This window comes from Pseudarthrobacter sp. PvP090 (assembly GCF_040547365.1).
In the GTDB taxonomy this organism is placed as follows: domain Bacteria; phylum Actinomycetota; class Actinomycetes; order Actinomycetales; family Micrococcaceae; genus Arthrobacter.
Window position 1 is genome coordinate 73,792 of sequence record NZ_JBEPPO010000017.1, and the last position, 15,524, is coordinate 89,315.

The window sequence follows — 15,524 nt, forward strand, 5'->3', positions numbered from 1 at the left end:
GATCAAACGCGGCCCCGGCGCCTCATCCGGAAGCCGGCCCGCCGGTCGCCGGGCCGGTGGGATTGCGGGCAGAGCGGTCCAGGGCAAAGCGGTCAAGGGCAGAGCGTTCCTGGGCAGAGCGTTCCTGGGCAAAGCGTTCCAGGGCGCTGTAATGCAGGGTCGCGGTCAGCACTTCGGTCTCCGTGCCGGCCGCCTGCCGGATCACCCGTCCGTCCGGACCCCAGAATCCGCTTCCGCCGGCCGAGGGACCGGATTCGGTGGTGCCGCCGAGGTTGGCGAGCACGCTGAACATCCGGTTGTCCATGGCCCGCGCGCCCAGGTGCAGGGCCAGGCGGTGGTCCTCGCCGGCGGAGTACAGGGCCGAGACGGCATAAATGTCGGCGCCGGCCTCCGCCGCCTCGCCGGCGTGGACCGGACGGGCGGTGTCCAGGCAGATGGCCAGGGCGATCTTCCAGCCGTCCAGGTCCAGGATGACCGGATGGTCTCCGGCGCGGAAGTACTGCTGCTCCGGGCCGTGGAGCCACACCTTGAAGCCGGCATCCAGTGCACCGTTGGGGTGCAGGGCGAGCGAGGCCAGCCGTGGCGTGCCGTCCGCTTCCCGGAATGGGGCGCCGACGACCGCGGTGATCCCGGTCCGCCGGCAGATTTCGCGCAGGCCGTCCAGCCGAGGGTCCGCGGCGGTCACCCACCGCGCCGGGTCCGACAGCCCCGTGAGGTCATAGCCGGTCAGAGAAAGCTCGGGGAACACCACCAGCCGGGCACCGTGGTCATCGGCGTCTTCAATAAGCCGGATGTGTTCGGCAACATTGGCGGGAATGCCGCCGTCGAGGGCCGTGTACTGGATGGCGGAGAGGGTCAGCGCGGTGGTCACCCTGCCATCCTAGGCACCGCGCCCCGCCCAGGGGCAGGGCAGCAGGGCAGCAGGGCAGGCTGCGTCCGCTGCGTCAGGGCGCCGGGGCATCACCGCCGGGCGGGACATGACCCCCGGGCAGGGCATCACCGCCGGGCAGGGCATCACCGCCGGGCGGGGCATCACCGCCGGGCGGGGCCGTGCAGTAGCGGCCCACCGCGGCTTCGCGCAAGGACTCGGCCCAGGCCGCGAGCCGCTGGGCGGCCCGCACATAGTGGAATAGCTCGGTGGGGGTCAGGGATTCGAGGTCGGTCTCGGCGAGCCGGCGGGCCAGTTCCGCCCCCGGGGCCTGTGCGGACAGGACGGTGCCTTCGCGCTGCCACTGGACGTCCTCGGCGGCTGCGCCGGCCACCAGCTGCCGGAAGAGGAAGTCGACGACGCCGGGGCTCATCGCCTTGAGGACACCGGACCCCGCGTCCGGCAGGCGCTGCTCCGGCCGGCTGGACCGGCGCGTCCCGGATGCGGGGAAGACGGGCTCTGGCGTGTTGTTCATGGACCCATGTTATTCGAATATATATTCGAATACAAGGCTTGGGCGGCCCACAGCCCAGGCAGGCTGCGTCACAGGCGGATATGAGACGATCGAGGCATGACCCCGCGCGGAACAGCCTCCTCAGCTAGGGCCGCCCGGGGCAGGGCCGCAGGCAAAGCCGGAGGCAAAGCCGCAGCCGGCAACACCGGCAGCCCTGGTGCCCGGCTCTCAGGCATAGACGCGGCCCGCGGGCTGGCCCTTCTGGGCATGATGGCCACCCATGTGTTCCCCACCTTTGAGTCCAATGCCCAGCTCACCCCCACGTGGGTGGGGCTCGTTTTTTCCGGACGCTCCTCGGCTTTGTTCGCCGTCCTCGCCGGAGTCGGACTGGCACTGTCTACCGGAAAACAGCAGCCGCTCCAGGGACCGCAGCTGTGGGCGGCCCGTCGGGGAATTGCGCTCCGGGCGCTGGTGGTCGGCGCCGTCGGGCTGTCCCTAGGCGGACTCGAAGTGAATATCGCGATCATCCTGGTCCACTACGCCGTCTTGTTCCTGTGCGTGCTGCCGTTCCTCGGCCTGGACGTCAAACACCTGCTGGTCCTGGCCGCCGGCTGGGTGCTGGTGAGCCCGGCGCTCGCCTTCCTGCTGCGGCCCTGGCTCCTCACCGCCGAACCGCCGCTGCAGCTGGGCCACAACCCCACGTGGGAGGATCTGTCCACGCCCGCGGTGCTCCTCGGGGACCTGTTCCTGACCGGCTACTACCCGGTCCTGCAGTGGATTGCCTATCTGCTGATCGGCCTCGCTATCGGCCGGCTGGCCCTCACGACCGCCGCCGTTCCGGTGCTGCTGCTGGCGGTGGGAGCCGCGGTGGCCGTCCTGGCGAAGTGGTTCAGTGTCGTGATGATGGAGGACTGGGGCGGCCGGGCGGCGCTGCAGGCGTCCCTGCTCAATCCCTCGTATCCGCTGGAGAGCCTCCTGCAGGTCAACCTGGCCGGCGTGGACCAGACCGGTTCCGCCTGGTGGCTCGCCTCCAGTGCCCCGCATTCGGGCACCACGCTGGATCTGCTGCACACCTCGGGGGTGGCGGCCGCCGTCGTCGGCGCCTTCCTGCTGCTGGGCCGGCTGGTCCAGCGGACCGGGCTGGACGTGCTGCTCCCGCTGCGCGGTGCCGGCGCCATGACCCTGAGCTTCTACACGGCCCACCTGTGCGTGATGGCCTCGCTGTACGGCCAGCCGCTGCCGTCCGGGTGGACGGTCGAGGGCGTCTACTGGGTGCAGGCCGTGGCGATCCTGGTGCTGGGCGGAATGTTCGCTGCCCTGTCGTGGCGGGGGCCGCTGGAATGGGTTGCGCACGCCGCCAACCAGCTCGGCCGCTACCAGCCGGCCCGCGTCCGGTAGATTCCCCGCGGCTCAGGCCTGGCGGGTTCCCGTGCGGTAGAGCCGGACGGCGTCGCGCATCGAGGCGCGCGCCCGCTTGCGGTCGCCCGCGGCGTCGTAGGCGCAGCTGAGCCGGAACCAGGAGCGCCAGTCCTCCGGCGCGGCTTCCGTCTCGGCCCGGTACTTCTCGAATTCCAGGTCCGCGGCTTCGCGGATGATCCGCCCCGCGGGGGTGCGCGGCAGGTTGTCCACCGGCAGGCCGCCCTCGGCTTCGAGGATTTTCGCCAGCCGTTCGGTGCGGGCGCCGAAGAGCAGCTCGCGGACGAGTGCCCACGCCCCGATCACCGGCAGGAGCAGATACGCCACGCCAATGGCCTTGGCCACCGGGTTGGCGTCCGTCATCAGCAGGACCGCGCGCTGGAAGGACACCACGAGGTAGAAGACCAGCAGGAGGGTGACGGCGCCGACCCAGATCTTGGTGCGGTTGGCTTTGAACGCAGTCAGGACGTTGGCCACGGCGCTTACAGCCCCAGGTCCAGGTAGCCGTCCAGGCCCACGGTGAGGCCCGGATGGGAGGCAATGTTGCGCACACCCAGCAGGACGCCGGGCATAAACGAGGCACGGTCGAAGGAGTCGTGCCGGAGGGTCAGCTGCTCCCCCGGACCGCCCAGCAGGACTTCCTGGTGCGCCACGAGTCCGCGGAGCCGGACGCTGTGGACCCGGACGCCGTCGACCTCGCAGCCGCGCGCGCCGGCCAGCTCACTCGTGGTGGCATCGGGGCTGGCCGGGAGGCCGGCGGCTGCGCGTTCGGCGGAGATCAGCTGCGCTGTGCGCACGGCCGTTCCGGACGGGGCGTCCACCTTCTCCGGGTGGTGCAGTTCGATGATTTCCACCGATTCGAAATAGCGTGAGGCCTTGGCCGCGAAGGCGGAGGCCAGGACGGAACCGAGCGCGAAGTTCGGCGCGATCAGGACTCCGACGCCGGCCTGGCCGGCCAGGAGCTCCTCGAGCCGGCCCAGCTTCCCCGCGTCCCAGCCGGTGGTCCCCACGACGGCGTGCATGCCGTGCTCGACGGCGAAGCGGACGTTCGCCTCGGTGCTCTCGGGGACCGTCAGGTCCACCACGATCCGGGCTCCGGCGTCGACGAGGGTTTCCAGGGAGTCGTTCCGGCCCAGCGCGGCGACGAGTTTCAGGTCCGCGGCGGCCTCGACGGCGGCCACCGCTTCGGCGCCCATGCGCCCGTTCGCGCCCAGCACGGCGACTGCGAGTTGTTCGGTCATGCCATCAACCCTACCGCCGGGGCGGGTGCGCGCCTGAACCGGCGGCCCCGCGTTACAGGCCCCGCAGGCCGGCGCTGATCCTCCCGTTCCGGGCCCGGACTAGGCGTCCGCGCCGACCCACTCGACCGTGCCGTCGGTGAAGAACTGTTCCTTCCAGATCGGCACCTGGGCCTTGACCCGGTCCACGAGTTCCGAGCACACCGCGAAGGCCTGGCCGCGGTGCGCGGCGGAGACGGCGCAGACCAGGGCCGGGTCACCGATCTCCAGCATCCCGATCCGGTGCGCCACCCAGATCCGCACCGGCTGGGCCGGCGCACCGCCGGTGTCGCCGGCCGTCCCGCCGGATCCTGCGGCAGCCTGTTCGGCGACGAGCTGCGCGACGACGTCGGCCATCACCTGGTGCGCCGTCGGGTGCGCGCTGTAGCTGAGCCGCTGGACCGGTTTGCCGCCGTCGTGGTTCCGGACCACGCCGCTGAAGCTGACCACGGCGCCCGCGGTGTCCGATTCGACCGCGGCGATGGCCTGGTCCACGGAAATGGGGTCGGCGCTGAGCACCGCGTTCACCACGTCGAAGGTTGAGTCAGTGGCCATGGCTGCCTTCCAGCTGGTCGCAGAGGTGCCCGAGGATGGGGTCCAGCACGCTGAGGCCGTCCATCACGCCTTTCGGGGATCCGGGGAGGTTGACGATGAAGGTCTGGCCGGCGGCGCCGGCGTGGCCGCGGCTGAGCATCGCGAGCGGCGTCTTGGCGGCCCCGGCCCCGCGGATGCCTTCCATGATGCCCGGGATCTCCCGGTCCAGCAGGGGCAGGGTTTGTTCCGGGGTGGCGTCGGTGGGGCTGAGGCCGGTGCCGCCGCTGGTGATGATGACGGCCGGCGCCTGGGTCAGGAGCGCGCGCAGGGCGGCGCCCACGGCCTCGCCATCCGGGACCACGAGGGCCGGGTAGGTTTCGAAGCCGTGTTCGGTGAGCCAGTCGATGATCACGGGTCCGGTCAGGTCCTCATAGATGCCGGCCGCGGCCCGGGTGGAGGCAATCACGACGCCGGCCTTCCGGCCGGTGGCTTCGCCGTGCCGGTGTGGTTCGGGCATGCTCATATTGTCCAGTCCCCGCTCTTGCCGCCGCTTTTGGCCAGCACCTTGATGTCGGTCAGCACCGCGTGTTTGTCCACGGCCTTAATCATGTCGTACACGCTGAGCGCGGCCACCGAGGCCGCGGTCAGGGCTTCCATCTCGACGCCGGTGAGCCCGCGGGTCTTGACCGTGGCGAAGACGGTGACCGTGTCCGTATCGAGCTCGAAGTCGACCGTGACCTTCGCGATCGGCAGCGGGTGGCACAGCGGGATCAGCTCCGCGGTCTTTTTGGCGGCCATAATGCCAGCGACCCGGGCGACGGCGAGGGCATCGCCCTTGGGCAGGTCCCCTGCGCCGAGCATGGCCAGGACCTCGGCGGTGCTGCGGACGGTGGCGGTGGCGGTGGCCTCGCGGGTGCTCTCCGCCTTGTTGGACACGTCGACCATGTGGGCCGTGCCGTCCTGCCGGAGGTGGGTCAGGCCGGGGGTTCCGGTTGCGGGGTTATCTTCGTTCACAGCACCCATACTTCCACCTCAGCGCCATCGGCGAGCGCGGCAATTCCTTCCGGGACCTGGATCAGGGCGTTGGAGTGCGCCAGGGCGCTGACGAGGTGGGAGCCGGCACCGCCCTCCAGCCGGACAGTGCCGTCGGGAAGGACGGTGCCGCGCCGTACCTGGTGTTTGCCGGCCGGGGACGCCAGCGCCCCGGCCAGCCGCGCCCTGACCACCGGACGCGGCGCCGGCGAGCCGAAGAGGTCGCCGAGCGCGGGCCGGAGGAACATCTCGAAGGAGACGAGGCAACTCACGGGGTTCCCCGGGAAGCCGAGGACGGGGACGCCGTCGAAGGTTCCGATCCCCTGCGGGCCGCCAGGCTGCATCGCGACGCCGAAGAAGTCGACGTCGTGGCCCTCCATCGCCTGCCGGACCACCTCGTACGCGCCCTTGCTGACACCGCCGGTGGTGACGATGAGGTCCGCGTCCGCCGCGTGCCGGCGCAGCAGCCCGGCGAGTTCCTCCGGGCGGTCGGTGGATATCCCGGTCCGGGTGACGTGGAGGCCGGCCTGGCGCATGGAGGACTCCAGCAGCGTGGCGTTGGAGTCGTAGATCTTGCCAGGCCCCAGGGGGCTCCCCGGCTCCACGACCTCGTCGCCGGTGGTGGCCAGCAGGATCCGCAGCACCCGGTAGACCGGGACCTCGGTGATTCCCAGCGCGGCCAGGAGTCCCAGCTGCCCGGGTCCCAGGCAAGTTCCGGCGGCCAGTGCCAGCTCCCCGGTGCGGATGTCGCTGCCCGCGTCGCGGATGAAGTTCCTGGCCGGGACGGCGGGGAGCCGGACTGTGGCCGGCACACCGGGCGCGGGGAAGACCGCGGGAAGAGCCTGTTCGATCGGCACGACGGCGTCCGCGCCGGGCGGCAGCATGGCGCCGGTCATGATCGGGGCGGCTGTCCCGGGGGCCAGTTCAGGGGGTGCGGCACCGGCGGGCACGGGGGCGGCAACGCGCAGTTCGGTGCCGCCGTCGGGCACGTCGGCGCTGCGGACAGCGAAGCCGTCCATCTGCGAATTCGCGAACGGGGGCAGGTCCAGCGGCGCCACGACGTCCGCGGCGAGTCCCCGGCCCAGTGCGGCCAGGAGCGGGAGCAGTTCAATCCGGTCCGGGTTGCGGAGCGGGGCGAGCAGCCGGCGGACGGACTCGCGGTGCGCTTCCACGGTGACGTGCCCTGTCTGGGTGCGGTGCATGCGTTGGTGACCCCTCGTCGTGAGCCATAGGCGTGGCTCGCCGGTCCGGCTCCCTGGACCGGCGGTGGCCGGGCGGTTAGGACTTCACGTCAACTCTAACTGTGTGATAGCCGGTGGCCCCGTTGGGCACCACCGGGGCGCGCTCCTCCACCTGCGCGTCGCCGTTGAGGTCCGTGGCGCGGACCTGGACCTCGTACTGGCCGGGAGTCAGCGGCAGCTCCAGTTTCCACTGGTACCAGGTGTCCCGGGAGATCCCGGGGGCCAGCTGGGCCTCCTGCCACGCGCCGCGGTTGACACGGAGCTCCACCCGGCCGATCCCGGTGTGCTGGGCCCAGGCGACCCCGCCGAAAGCCACTGTCCCGGCGCTCACCGGGCGGCCGGCCCGGGGCACGTCGATCCGGGAGGAGGTCTTGATGGGGCCCCGCTCGCTCCAGCCACGGGGCGTCCAGTAGCCGGCGTCGTCGGCGAAGCGCGTCACCTTGAGCTCGGTGACCCACTTGGTCGCCGAGACGTAGCCGTAGAGGCCGGGGACGACCAGCCGGACCGGGAAGCCGTGTTCCAGCGGCAGCGGTTCGCCGTTCATCCCGATGGCCAGGAGCGCGTCCCGGTTGTCCGTCAGGACCTCCAGCGGGGTGCCGGCGGTCCAGCCGTCCGCGCTGCGGGACAGGACCATGTCCGCGCCGTCCTTCGGCCCGGCGAGGGCCAGCAGTTCCCGGACGGGCCAGCCGAGCCAGCGGGCGTTGCCGATCAGGTCCCCGCCCACCTCGTTGGAGACGCAGGCGATGGTCACGTGCCGTTCGATCAGGGGTTTGGCCAGCAGCGCGGCGAAGTCCAGGGAGATCTCCTTCTCCACGCGGCCGGTGACCTTTAGGGTCCACTGGCCCGGGTCCACCACCGGGACGCGCAGGGCGGTGTCGATCCGGTAGAAGTCCTTGTTGGGGGTCACCAGCGGGCCCACCCCGTCCAGCCGGACCTCGGCTCCGGCTGGGATCGGCGGTGCCGGCGACGCCGGGACGGGGAGCGTGAGTTTGCTGCGCACTTCGTTCACGACGGCGGCGGCTCCCCGGAACGTCGCCGCGAGCACACCGGCGGCCGCGGCGGCGGCGGCCGTCCCGCCGAGCGCCTGGAGGAAACGGCGGCGCGATGGAGGCTGTGCCGCGGGATCCGTTCCCCCGGGCGGCGGCCCGGCATCGGGTCCGGCGTCAGGTCCGGTGTTAGATCCGGCGTCAGGTCCGGCGTTAGATCCGGCGTCGGTCTGCCACTCCCCCAGCCGGCGGATCAGCCAGCGCAGCAGGATCATGCCCACGGCGGCGGCGAGCAGCGGGGCCGCGATCGCGTTCCCGGTCAGTTCGGACCGGCCCAGGACGGCCGCCAGTCCCGCCGCGCCGAAGACGGCAATGACGGCCACCCCGGCGAAGCGGCGCCGCAGTTCCACGATGCCGGACAGGGCAGCCAGCGCGGCGATGAGGAGCCCCATGCCGCCCAGCAGTGCGGTCTTGTCCGCCGTGCCGAACAGCGAAATGGCCCAGTCCTTCACGCCCGGCGGGACCGCATCGATCACGGCGCCGCCGACGGCGGTCACCGGGGAGAGCGAGGGGCTCACGAGTCCCGCCGCAAGCTCCCCCAGGGCCAGCCCCGTACCGACGGCCACGACACCGGCGGCGGCCGCCCAGCCGGTCGCCTGCCGGCCGGTCATCCCCGGCCCAGCGGGTCGCGGGCCGGGGGTGGGAAGTGTGCCCGGCTGCCCGTGCTGGGAGGTGTTCACTCCTCCAGCATAGGTTCGCGCCGTCCCGCCCGTATGACCAATGCATGACCGGCGGCGGGACCGCCCGCAGGACCAACGGCGGCGGGACCGCCCGCAGGACCAACGGCGGCGGGACCTCGGAGGGTACCCCGCGAAGCAATACTGCGCTCAACAGGAGTGATGCCGGCGCCGAGGTGGCGTAGCCTGACTTTATGAGTGTTCAGCTTGGTATGCCCCAGCCCCGCGCGGAGGACAGTTCCGGCGCGGGCACCTCCGGCCCGCAGCCGGCCGGGCGCCCGGCCGGAATGCCTGCCGGCCTTGTCGACCGCTACGGCCGCCGTGCCACGGACATGCGGCTTTCCCTGACGGATAAGTGCAATCTGCGCTGCACCTACTGCATGCCCGCCGAGGGCCTGGAGTGGCTGTCCAAGCAGGCCGTGATGTCCGCGGAGGAAATTGTGCGGATCGTCCGGATCGGCGTCGACATGCTCGGCGTGCGCGAACTGCGGCTCACCGGCGGCGAACCGCTGGTCCGGGCCGACCTGCTGGATATCATTGCGGCGCTCCGCCGGGCCCACCCCGACCTGCCGATCTCCATGACCACCAACGCCGTCGGGCTGGACAAGAAAGCCGCCGGGCTCAAAGCCGCCGGGCTGTCCCGGATCAACGTCTCGCTGGACTCCCTCCATGAGGAAACGTTCACCCAGCTGACCCGCCGCCCCTTCCTGAACAAGGTCCTGGCCGGCGTCGACGCCGCCTGGGCCGCCGGACTGGGCCCCGTGAAACTCAACGCCGTGCTGATGCGCGGCATCAACGACGCCGAGTCCCCGTCCCTGCTGGCCTGGGCGCTGGACCGCGGTTACGAGCTGCGCTTCATCGAGCAAATGCCGCTCGACGCCGACCACGGCTGGACTCGCCGGAACATGATCACCGCCGCCGAGATCCGTGAGCTGCTCTCGGTCGACTACGTGCTCAGCGCCGATCCGCGGGACCGCGACGGCGCGCCGGCGGAACGCTTCGAGGTCCGGGCCCGCGTGCCCGGCACGGCCGGGGCGACCGGCCCCGTGCTGGGCACCGTGGGGATCATCGCCTCCGTGACCGAACCGTTCTGCTCCGATTGCCGCCGCACCCGCATCACGGCCGAGGGCAAGATCATGAGCTGCCTGTTCTCCCGCGAGGAGGTCGACCTGCTTGGGCTGCTCCGCGAGGGCGCCAGCGACGAACAACTTGCCGAACGCTGGCAGGACGCCATGTGGATCAAGCCCAAGGCCCACGGCATGGACCACGTCGGACTGGACGCCCCGGACTTCGTCCAGCCGGACCGCAGCATGAGCGCCATCGGAGGCTGAACCACCCGTGAAAGTACGTTATTTCGCTGCCGCGCGCGCTGCCGCCGGCGTCGAGGAGGAACGCTTTGAGCTCCCCGCAGAGGCCACCGTTGCCTCGCTCCTGGAGGCGATCCTCGCCGTCGAGCGCCCGGAGCCCCCGGCCGGAACGCCGCCGCTGGCGCGCCTGCTGTCCCGGAGCAGCTTCCTGCTCAACGAGGTAGCCGTACGGAACCGTGCAACGCAGCTGTTGCCGGACGACGTCGTCGACGTGCTGCCGCCGTTCGCCGGCGGCTAGGCGCCGGCATCCGCCGGCACCGTCGCGGTGCCAAGAGCCAGACCCAGCAGCGCACTCCGGCTCCGGACGCCGCAGGCGGCAAAGATGGGCTTGAACTGGTCCTGCACGGTGTAGGGGCGGATCCGCAGGGTTGCTGCGAGCTCCGCGGTGTTCAGTCCGGCCGCGGCGAGGCCCAGGAGCCGGTGCTGCTGCGGGGTCAGGGCAAAGCAGCGGGCGAACACCTCCAGCCTCTCCACCGCCGGGCATTCCTGGATGGTCACCGCGAGCGGAGGGGATGCCCCCGGCCGCCCGGCGTCCATACGGGTGGCGCGCAGCAGCGCCCAGGCGCCGAGGCCGACGGGGACACGCGCCATGGCCGGGTGGGAGTCCACCCCGGCTTCCCTCGCCAGCAGCTGGGCGGCGACGTTGAGCACCTCCGCCGGAATGCCCTCATACGGCCGGGGCCCGCGCTGCAGCAGCCCCAGCCAGTCGCTGGCCGAGGCCGTCTGTCCCACGACGGCCAGCCCCTCGTCCAGGGTCAGCACCGCCTGGGGCGGCAGGGGCTTCCGCACGGCCTGCCACGAGGGACCGCTCCCTTCCGCCTCCCGGCGGCACTGCGCCGCCCGGCTCCGGCGGAGGCCGGCAGCCAGCAGCGGCGCCGCAGTGGCGAGATAGTCGGTCTCCGGCTCCGAGAAGGTGCCGTCCTCCGCGGACCGCCACAGGTCCAGCCAGCCCCAGCAGCCATGTTTGTCAGCGAACACCGTGGAGAGCACGTCCGTCACCCCGTAGCGGACCAGCAGCCCGTTCCACAGGGGACTGCGCTCCGGACGGCCGCCGGTCGCCATCAGCAGGGTCGTGGCCGGCCGGGCCTGCCCCATCAGGGCCGTCCACCGGCCCTCGTGCGTCAGGTACTTGAGCCGGATCAGCGCCGGCAGCTCTTCCGGGCAGGGAATCCGGGCCATCGGTGACGTGCCGGTGGCCGATTCGGGGTCCGACAACGGCCAGGCAAACGCGCTGAACGGCACCGTCCTACCCAGTTCCGCCAACACTCCCCGGCGCAGTTCCTTGTCATCGGGCATCTCCCGGCAGAGCTGCCCGATGCGTTCCAGACTCCGGTTCAGCGCCCAGCTGGTGGTCATGAATTCAGTATGCCCCCCACCAGATTTCTGGGATACCGCATGCCTCCCGGTCGCGCCTAGCGTGGAATATCCCTGCAGACAGGGATCCGGCAGGGAGCCGGCAGATCAGGGAAGAAAGGAAGGACCGAGTGCGATGTACACCTTGCAGATAGAGCACGGGATCAAAGATGTTGGCATGTGGAAGGCGGCGTTCGACCGCGATCCGGTGAACCGTGCGGCGTCGGGGGTCACCGCGCACCGGATCAGCCGTCCGGTGGACGATCCGCACTATGTGGTGGTCGAACTCGATTTCGAGGGGCGTGGCCAGGCGGAAGCGCTCCTGGCCAACCTTCAGGCGAAGGTCTGGAATTCCTCCGCTGCTGCCCCCGCGCTCATGGGTGCCCCGAAGACCCGGATCCTGGAGTCGGTGCCGTAGGCCAGAAACCTGCGGTGCGGTGGTGGCTGCTGACGCGGGCCATTTCCCCACCCGCGGCGTCTACGACGCGGCCTTGGAATCTCCGTCGATGGGGATCATCTGCCCGGAGATGGAACGTCCGTGCGGGCCGGTGAGGAACAGCACCAGGGCGGCGATATCGGCCGGGTCGACCAGTCTCTTCACGGATTGGAGTGCCAGGGCATCCTCAAGTTCCTCGGCCGCTGTCCGTCCGGAGAGTTCTGCCCTGTCGGCGATGACGCTGCGGAAACGGGGGCCGTCCACGGCGCCGGGATGGACCGAGTTCGCCGTGATTCCGAACTCGCCCAGCTCCAGGGCGAGGGTCTTGGTGAATCCCACCAGCCCCCATTTAGTGGTGGAGTAGGCGGCACGGTTGGGATAGTCGAACCTGCCGGCGAGGGAAGACATCACCACGATGGCTCCCGCGGCGGATTCCTTGAGCAGCGGGATGGCCTGCTGGGTGACGTTGAACGTTCCGTTCAGGTTCACGGAGATCACGCTGTCCCAGGCCTCGGCGGGAAAGTCCTCGACCGGGGCCGTGGGGCCGGAGATCCCGGCGTTGTTGACCAGCACATCCAGCCCGCCCAGATGTTCCTTGGCATCGGCGATGATGCGCGCAACGTCGTCGGCTTTGCTGATGTCGCCCGCGGTGCCGCTCACGCCGTCGTGCTCGGCCAGGATCCGGCCGAGGGCTTCAGCGTCCACATCCGCGATGTGCACCTTCGCGCCGGCGTCGACGTAGGCCTCGGCGATGGCCCGGCCAATCCCTCCGGCGCCTGCAGTGATGAGCACGCGCTGGGTGGTCATGACCGGTTTCCTTCCGTGGTGGTGGTCTTGGCAGCGTCGGCGCCGTAGAGTCCGAGCAGCCGAAAAGCGTTTTCGCGCATGATGAGCGGCCGGACCTCGGATTTTATGGCAAGTTTCTCAAAGTCGGCGATCCAGCGGTCCGGCGGGATCATCGGATAGTCGGACCCGAAGAGGACCTTGGTGCGCAGCAGCGTGTTGGCATACTGCACCAGCTGCGGCGGGAAGTACTTCGGCGACCATCCGGAGAGGTCGATGTAGACGTTGGTGTGCCGGGCCGCGACCGCCAGCGCCTCGTCCTGCCAGGGGAAGGAGGGGTGGGCCATGATGATCTTCAGGTCCGGGAAGTCCACAGCCACGTCGTCCAGCACGATCGGGTTGGAGTATTTGAGCCTGATGCCTCCCGAGCCTGGCATGCCGGAGCCGATCCCGCTCTGCCCCGTGTGGAAAAGTGCCGGAACGCCCAGCTGCTCTATGGCCTGTAGAGCGGGTAGGCCATGGGATCGTTCGGGAAGAAGCCCTGCAGATTGGGGTGGAATTTGAAGCCCCTGACCCCGAAGTCCGCGGAATCTGGGCGAGAGATGTGAGAAAACTGCGCTGAACCTGAAAGGTGATTCAGATTACGGCAAATCTATGATGCGGCTCACAGCGTGTCAACGGATTTCAAGGGCGGCTTTGCAACGTTATGGCAACGGTTTGGGCGCAGGGCGTCGCCCCAATCGCCTTAACTGAGGGAGCGTACGACCGTCCATCAGATCAGGTGTGGGAGCGTCCGACCGTCCATCAGATCAGGTGAGGGAACGCCCGACCGTCCGTCACATCAACCGCGGGAGCGTCAGGCGGGGACGGCGGCATCCTGGGCCACGCGGCGGCAGACCGTGGTCATAAACGGCGTGAATTCGCTCGCGGACCCCAGCCGGAGACCGGCAGTGTGGGTCAGCACGCCGTCGTCCACCCGGAAGGTATGCCGGGAGGTGCCGCGCTCGCTGCGCCGTTCCATGGTGAGGGTGCCCTCCTGCCAACTGGCGCGCGCGGGCGCTTCCGGGGGCAGCCCCATGCTGTTGACGTGGTACCAGAGGGTGTCCGGGCGGTCCGGGTCCATGGTGAAGACCCCGTGACCTTCGAAGCGGGTGCCGTCGGTGTCCGTGTGCCGGTAACTGTGGGTGACGGCCAGCCCGGCGGCTGCGCGGGCGAAGGTCAGTTCAACGGTCGCAACCCGGGCGGGCCCCCAGGGCGTTGCCTCCCACTGCGTGGTGCCGGTCCAGTGCCCCAGGAACGTCTCGAGCGCCTCGTGTGCACTGCCTGGCAGCGGCCGGTCCATGATTTCCTTCCAGGGACGGGGTCCTCCCGAATGACCCAGTCCCCATCATCACGCGGCGCCGCCTGCCGTGTCTAGGTGCGAACCCGCCGCCCTGGCCGGTGCAGGCCCAGCTCAGCGTCCTGCGGGGCCGGTCCCGGCCGCCTCGGCGGACGTCAGAGGCCGAAGGTCTCGGATTCCTCGAAGGGGCCCACCACCGTGACAGTCCGCGGCGCGGCGGCGAGTTCGCGGGCGAGCTCCTGGACCTCGGCGGCGGTGACGGCCTTGATCTGGCGCAGGGTCTCGTCGATGTCCTGGTATTCGCCCGAGACGAGTTCGGCGCGGCCCAGGCGGGACATCCGGGAGCCGGTGTCCTCCAGGGCCAGCACGATTCCGCCGCAGAGCTGCCCGACGGCCTTGCGGAGTTCCTCCTCGGAGATGCCGCCGCCGGCCAGCTTGTCGAGTTCGGCGCCGAGCAGTTCAAGGACCTGCCTGACCTTCGACGGCGTGCAGCCGGCATACATGCCGAAGTAGCCGGCGTCGGCGTAGGAGGAGGCGAAGGAGTAGGTCGAGTACACGAGCCCGCGCTTTTCGCGGACCTCCTGGAACAGGCGGGACGACATGCCGCCGCCGAGCACGGCGTTGAGCACGCTCATGACGAAGCGGCGGTCGTCGGTGGCGACGATGGTGGGGCAGCCCATGATGATGTTGGCCTGCTCCACCGGGCGCTTGACGACGTGCAGGCCGGCGGTGCCGGTGATGGAGGCGCGGTCGGTGGAGCGTCGCTGCACGGGGGCCGCGTCGGGCTCAAGGCTCCAGCCGGCGGCGTGCAGGGCATCGACGACGAGGCCGCAGACGACGTCGTGGTCCAGTCCCCCGGCGGCGGTGATGACGAGCTCGTCCGGACGGTAGTAGCGGCGGTAGTGGTCCCAGACGGAATCGCGGGCGACGGCGCGGATGGCATCCGGGGTCCCGCCGATCGGGCGGCCCAGCGGGTGGGTGCCCAGCACCGCGGCGACGAAGTGTTCGTGGGCGACGTCGGTGGGGTCGTCGCTGTCCATCGCGATTTCCTCGAGGATGACGTCGCGTTCCTGCTCCATCTCCTGCGGGTCCAGCACGGCGCCGGTGATCATGTCGGCGATGACGTCGATCGCCATGGGAAGGTCGGTGTCCAGCACCCGGGCGAAGTAGCAGGTGCTTTCCTTCGCCGTGGCGGCGTTGGATTCCCCGCCGACCTCGTCGAAGGCCGAGGCGATCTCGAGGGCGGTGCGCCGCCTGGTGCCTTTGAACAGGAGGTGCTCCAGGAAATGCGTGGAGCCGTGCTGCCCGGGCGCCTCGTCACGGGATCCCACGGCGACCCAGAAGCCGATGGTGGCCGAGCGCTGGCCCGGCATCGCTTCGGTGAGCACGCGGACGCCGCCAGGCAGGACCGAACGGCGCACCTCGGAACCGCCGTCGGCTCCGTGGATCAGGGTGTCAGCGTGCTGGTTCTGCTCAAGCGGCAGGGGGACGACAGTCATCAAGGCCTTTCAGTAATCACATGCCAAATCTGCCTGCCATCGTACCTTTAAATGGCGGCGGGGGGGGGGGGGGGCCCCCCCCCCCCCCCCCCCGAATTACGTCAGGCAAACAACCGCGCCCACGGGGGCGCCACCCGCAGGG

The 15,524-nt window shown here is 70.5% G+C and carries 18 protein-coding genes; 4 read left to right on the forward strand and 14 right to left on the reverse strand.

What is annotated here, in order from left to right:
- Positions 1–22: 22 nt before the first annotated feature.
- A complete protein-coding gene (locus ABIC21_RS18010; protein WP_354351743.1) occupies positions 23–871 on the reverse strand; it encodes a carbon-nitrogen hydrolase family protein in 849 nt (282 codons plus the stop codon).
- A 73-nt stretch (positions 872–944) separates the two neighbouring features.
- Positions 945–1,403: a hypothetical protein gene (locus ABIC21_RS18015; RefSeq protein ID WP_354351744.1), complete on the reverse strand. Its 459-nt coding sequence runs from the start codon at positions 1,401–1,403 to the stop codon at positions 945–947.
- A gap of 96 nt (positions 1,404–1,499) precedes the next feature.
- On the opposite strand from ABIC21_RS18015, the gene ABIC21_RS18020 reads away from it, so the two are divergent.
- Complete coding sequence (locus ABIC21_RS18020) at positions 1,500–2,780, forward strand: heparan-alpha-glucosaminide N-acetyltransferase domain-containing protein (protein WP_354351745.1); 1,281 nt, start codon at positions 1,500–1,502, stop codon at positions 2,778–2,780.
- Between the two features lie 12 nt (positions 2,781–2,792).
- Here the strand turns inward: ABIC21_RS18020 and ABIC21_RS18025 are convergent, their stop codons facing one another.
- From ABIC21_RS18025 to ABIC21_RS18055, 7 genes are all read right to left on the reverse strand, one after another.
- Positions 2,793–3,275, reverse strand: coding sequence for a hypothetical protein (locus ABIC21_RS18025; protein ID WP_354351746.1), 483 nt, complete (start codon positions 3,273–3,275; stop codon positions 2,793–2,795).
- 5 nt (positions 3,276–3,280) lie between these two features.
- Positions 3,281–4,039, reverse strand: coding sequence for a 4-hydroxy-tetrahydrodipicolinate reductase (gene dapB, locus ABIC21_RS18030; RefSeq protein ID WP_354351747.1), 759 nt, complete (start codon positions 4,037–4,039; stop codon positions 3,281–3,283).
- Positions 4,040–4,138: 99 nt separating this feature from the next.
- On the reverse strand, positions 4,139–4,630 hold the full coding sequence (locus ABIC21_RS18035) for a molybdenum cofactor biosynthesis protein MoaE (RefSeq protein ID WP_354351748.1): 492 nt from the start codon (positions 4,628–4,630) through the stop codon (positions 4,139–4,141).
- A complete protein-coding gene (locus ABIC21_RS18040; RefSeq protein ID WP_354351749.1) occupies positions 4,620–5,132 on the reverse strand; it encodes a MogA/MoaB family molybdenum cofactor biosynthesis protein in 513 nt (170 codons plus the stop codon). The genes ABIC21_RS18035 and ABIC21_RS18040 overlap by 11 nt, the downstream gene beginning before the upstream one ends.
- A complete protein-coding gene (moaC, locus tag ABIC21_RS18045) occupies positions 5,129–5,632 on the reverse strand; it encodes a cyclic pyranopterin monophosphate synthase MoaC (protein ID WP_354351750.1) in 504 nt (167 codons plus the stop codon). Before moaC ends, ABIC21_RS18040 begins: the two co-directional genes overlap by 4 nt.
- Positions 5,620–6,843 (reverse strand): molybdopterin molybdotransferase MoeA, encoded by a 1,224-nt coding sequence (locus tag ABIC21_RS18050; RefSeq protein ID WP_354351751.1) that lies wholly within the window; start codon positions 6,841–6,843, stop codon positions 5,620–5,622. The genes moaC and ABIC21_RS18050 overlap by 13 nt, the downstream gene beginning before the upstream one ends.
- Positions 6,844–6,919: 76 nt before the next feature.
- Complete coding sequence (locus ABIC21_RS18055; RefSeq protein ID WP_354351764.1) at positions 6,920–8,539, reverse strand: molybdopterin-dependent oxidoreductase; 1,620 nt, start codon at positions 8,537–8,539, stop codon at positions 6,920–6,922.
- Positions 8,540–8,799: 260 nt separating this feature from the next.
- Between ABIC21_RS18055 and moaA the strand changes: the two genes are divergently transcribed.
- Together moaA and ABIC21_RS18065 are read left to right on the forward strand one after the other, a co-directional pair.
- Entirely contained in the window at positions 8,800–9,936 is a 1,137-nt protein-coding gene (gene moaA / locus ABIC21_RS18060; RefSeq protein WP_354351752.1) for a GTP 3',8-cyclase MoaA, read from the forward strand.
- 7 nt (positions 9,937–9,943) lie between these two features.
- Positions 9,944–10,210 (forward strand): MoaD/ThiS family protein, encoded by a 267-nt coding sequence (locus ABIC21_RS18065; RefSeq protein ID WP_354351753.1) that lies wholly within the window; start codon positions 9,944–9,946, stop codon positions 10,208–10,210.
- Here ABIC21_RS18065 and ABIC21_RS18070 read toward each other — a convergent pair.
- Positions 10,207–11,328, reverse strand: coding sequence for a helix-turn-helix transcriptional regulator (locus tag ABIC21_RS18070; RefSeq protein WP_354351754.1), 1,122 nt, complete (start codon positions 11,326–11,328; stop codon positions 10,207–10,209). The genes ABIC21_RS18065 and ABIC21_RS18070 overlap by 4 nt on opposite strands.
- Positions 11,329–11,461: 133 nt before the next feature.
- Here ABIC21_RS18070 and ABIC21_RS18075 point away from each other — a divergent pair, with 133 nt between their 5' ends.
- On the forward strand, positions 11,462–11,743 hold the full coding sequence (locus ABIC21_RS18075; RefSeq protein ID WP_354351755.1) for a hypothetical protein: 282 nt from the start codon (positions 11,462–11,464) through the stop codon (positions 11,741–11,743).
- A gap of 60 nt (positions 11,744–11,803) precedes the next feature.
- On the opposite strand, the gene ABIC21_RS18080 is transcribed toward ABIC21_RS18075, so the two are convergent.
- The 4 genes from ABIC21_RS18080 to ABIC21_RS18095 form a co-directional block, all read right to left on the reverse strand.
- The gene (locus tag ABIC21_RS18080; protein ID WP_354351756.1) at positions 11,804–12,568 is read right to left on the reverse strand and encodes an SDR family oxidoreductase; all 765 of its coding nucleotides are present in this window, start codon (positions 12,566–12,568) and stop codon (positions 11,804–11,806) included.
- A complete protein-coding gene (locus ABIC21_RS18085) occupies positions 12,565–13,104 on the reverse strand; it encodes an amidohydrolase family protein (protein WP_354351765.1) in 540 nt (179 codons plus the stop codon). The genes ABIC21_RS18080 and ABIC21_RS18085 overlap by 4 nt, the downstream gene beginning before the upstream one ends.
- A gap of 296 nt (positions 13,105–13,400) precedes the next feature.
- A complete protein-coding gene (locus ABIC21_RS18090; RefSeq protein ID WP_354351757.1) occupies positions 13,401–13,886 on the reverse strand; it encodes a DUF1579 family protein in 486 nt (161 codons plus the stop codon).
- Between the two features lie 152 nt (positions 13,887–14,038).
- Complete coding sequence (locus ABIC21_RS18095; RefSeq protein WP_354351758.1) at positions 14,039–15,382, reverse strand: M16 family metallopeptidase; 1,344 nt, start codon at positions 15,380–15,382, stop codon at positions 14,039–14,041.
- Positions 15,383–15,524: the final 142 nt, after the last annotated feature.

Excerpts from the sequence above, each read along its gene's own strand:
- ABIC21_RS18080 (WP_354351756.1), bottom strand. The coding sequence starts at position 12,568 with ATGACCACCCAGCGCGTGCTCATCACTGCAGGCGCCGGAGGGATTGGC.
- ABIC21_RS18075 (WP_354351755.1), top strand. The coding sequence starts at position 11,462 with ATGTACACCTTGCAGATAGAGCACGGGATCAAAGATGTTGGCATGTGG.
- ABIC21_RS18050 (WP_354351751.1), bottom strand. The coding sequence starts at position 6,843 with ATGCACCGCACCCAGACAGGGCACGTCACCGTGGAAGCGCACCGCGAG.
- ABIC21_RS18095 (WP_354351758.1), bottom strand. The coding sequence starts at position 15,382 with ATGACTGTCGTCCCCCTGCCGCTTGAGCAGAACCAGCACGCTGACACC.
- ABIC21_RS18040 (WP_354351749.1), bottom strand. The coding sequence starts at position 5,132 with ATGAGCATGCCCGAACCACACCGGCACGGCGAAGCCACCGGCCGGAAG.
- ABIC21_RS18070 (WP_354351754.1), bottom strand. The coding sequence starts at position 11,328 with ATGACCACCAGCTGGGCGCTGAACCGGAGTCTGGAACGCATCGGGCAG.
- ABIC21_RS18090 (WP_354351757.1), bottom strand. The coding sequence starts at position 13,886 with ATGGACCGGCCGCTGCCAGGCAGTGCACACGAGGCGCTCGAGACGTTC.
- ABIC21_RS18020 (WP_354351745.1), top strand. The coding sequence starts at position 1,500 with ATGACCCCGCGCGGAACAGCCTCCTCAGCTAGGGCCGCCCGGGGCAGG.
- dapB (WP_354351747.1), bottom strand. The coding sequence starts at position 4,039 with ATGACCGAACAACTCGCAGTCGCCGTGCTGGGCGCGAACGGGCGCATG.
- ABIC21_RS18015 (WP_354351744.1), bottom strand. The coding sequence starts at position 1,403 with ATGAACAACACGCCAGAGCCCGTCTTCCCCGCATCCGGGACGCGCCGG.
- ABIC21_RS18035 (WP_354351748.1), bottom strand. The coding sequence starts at position 4,630 with ATGGCCACTGACTCAACCTTCGACGTGGTGAACGCGGTGCTCAGCGCC.
- moaA (WP_354351752.1), top strand. The coding sequence starts at position 8,800 with ATGAGTGTTCAGCTTGGTATGCCCCAGCCCCGCGCGGAGGACAGTTCC.
- moaC (WP_354351750.1), bottom strand. The coding sequence starts at position 5,632 with ATGGGTGCTGTGAACGAAGATAACCCCGCAACCGGAACCCCCGGCCTG.
- ABIC21_RS18055 (WP_354351764.1), bottom strand. The coding sequence starts at position 8,539 with ATGACCGGCCGGCAGGCGACCGGCTGGGCGGCCGCCGCCGGTGTCGTG.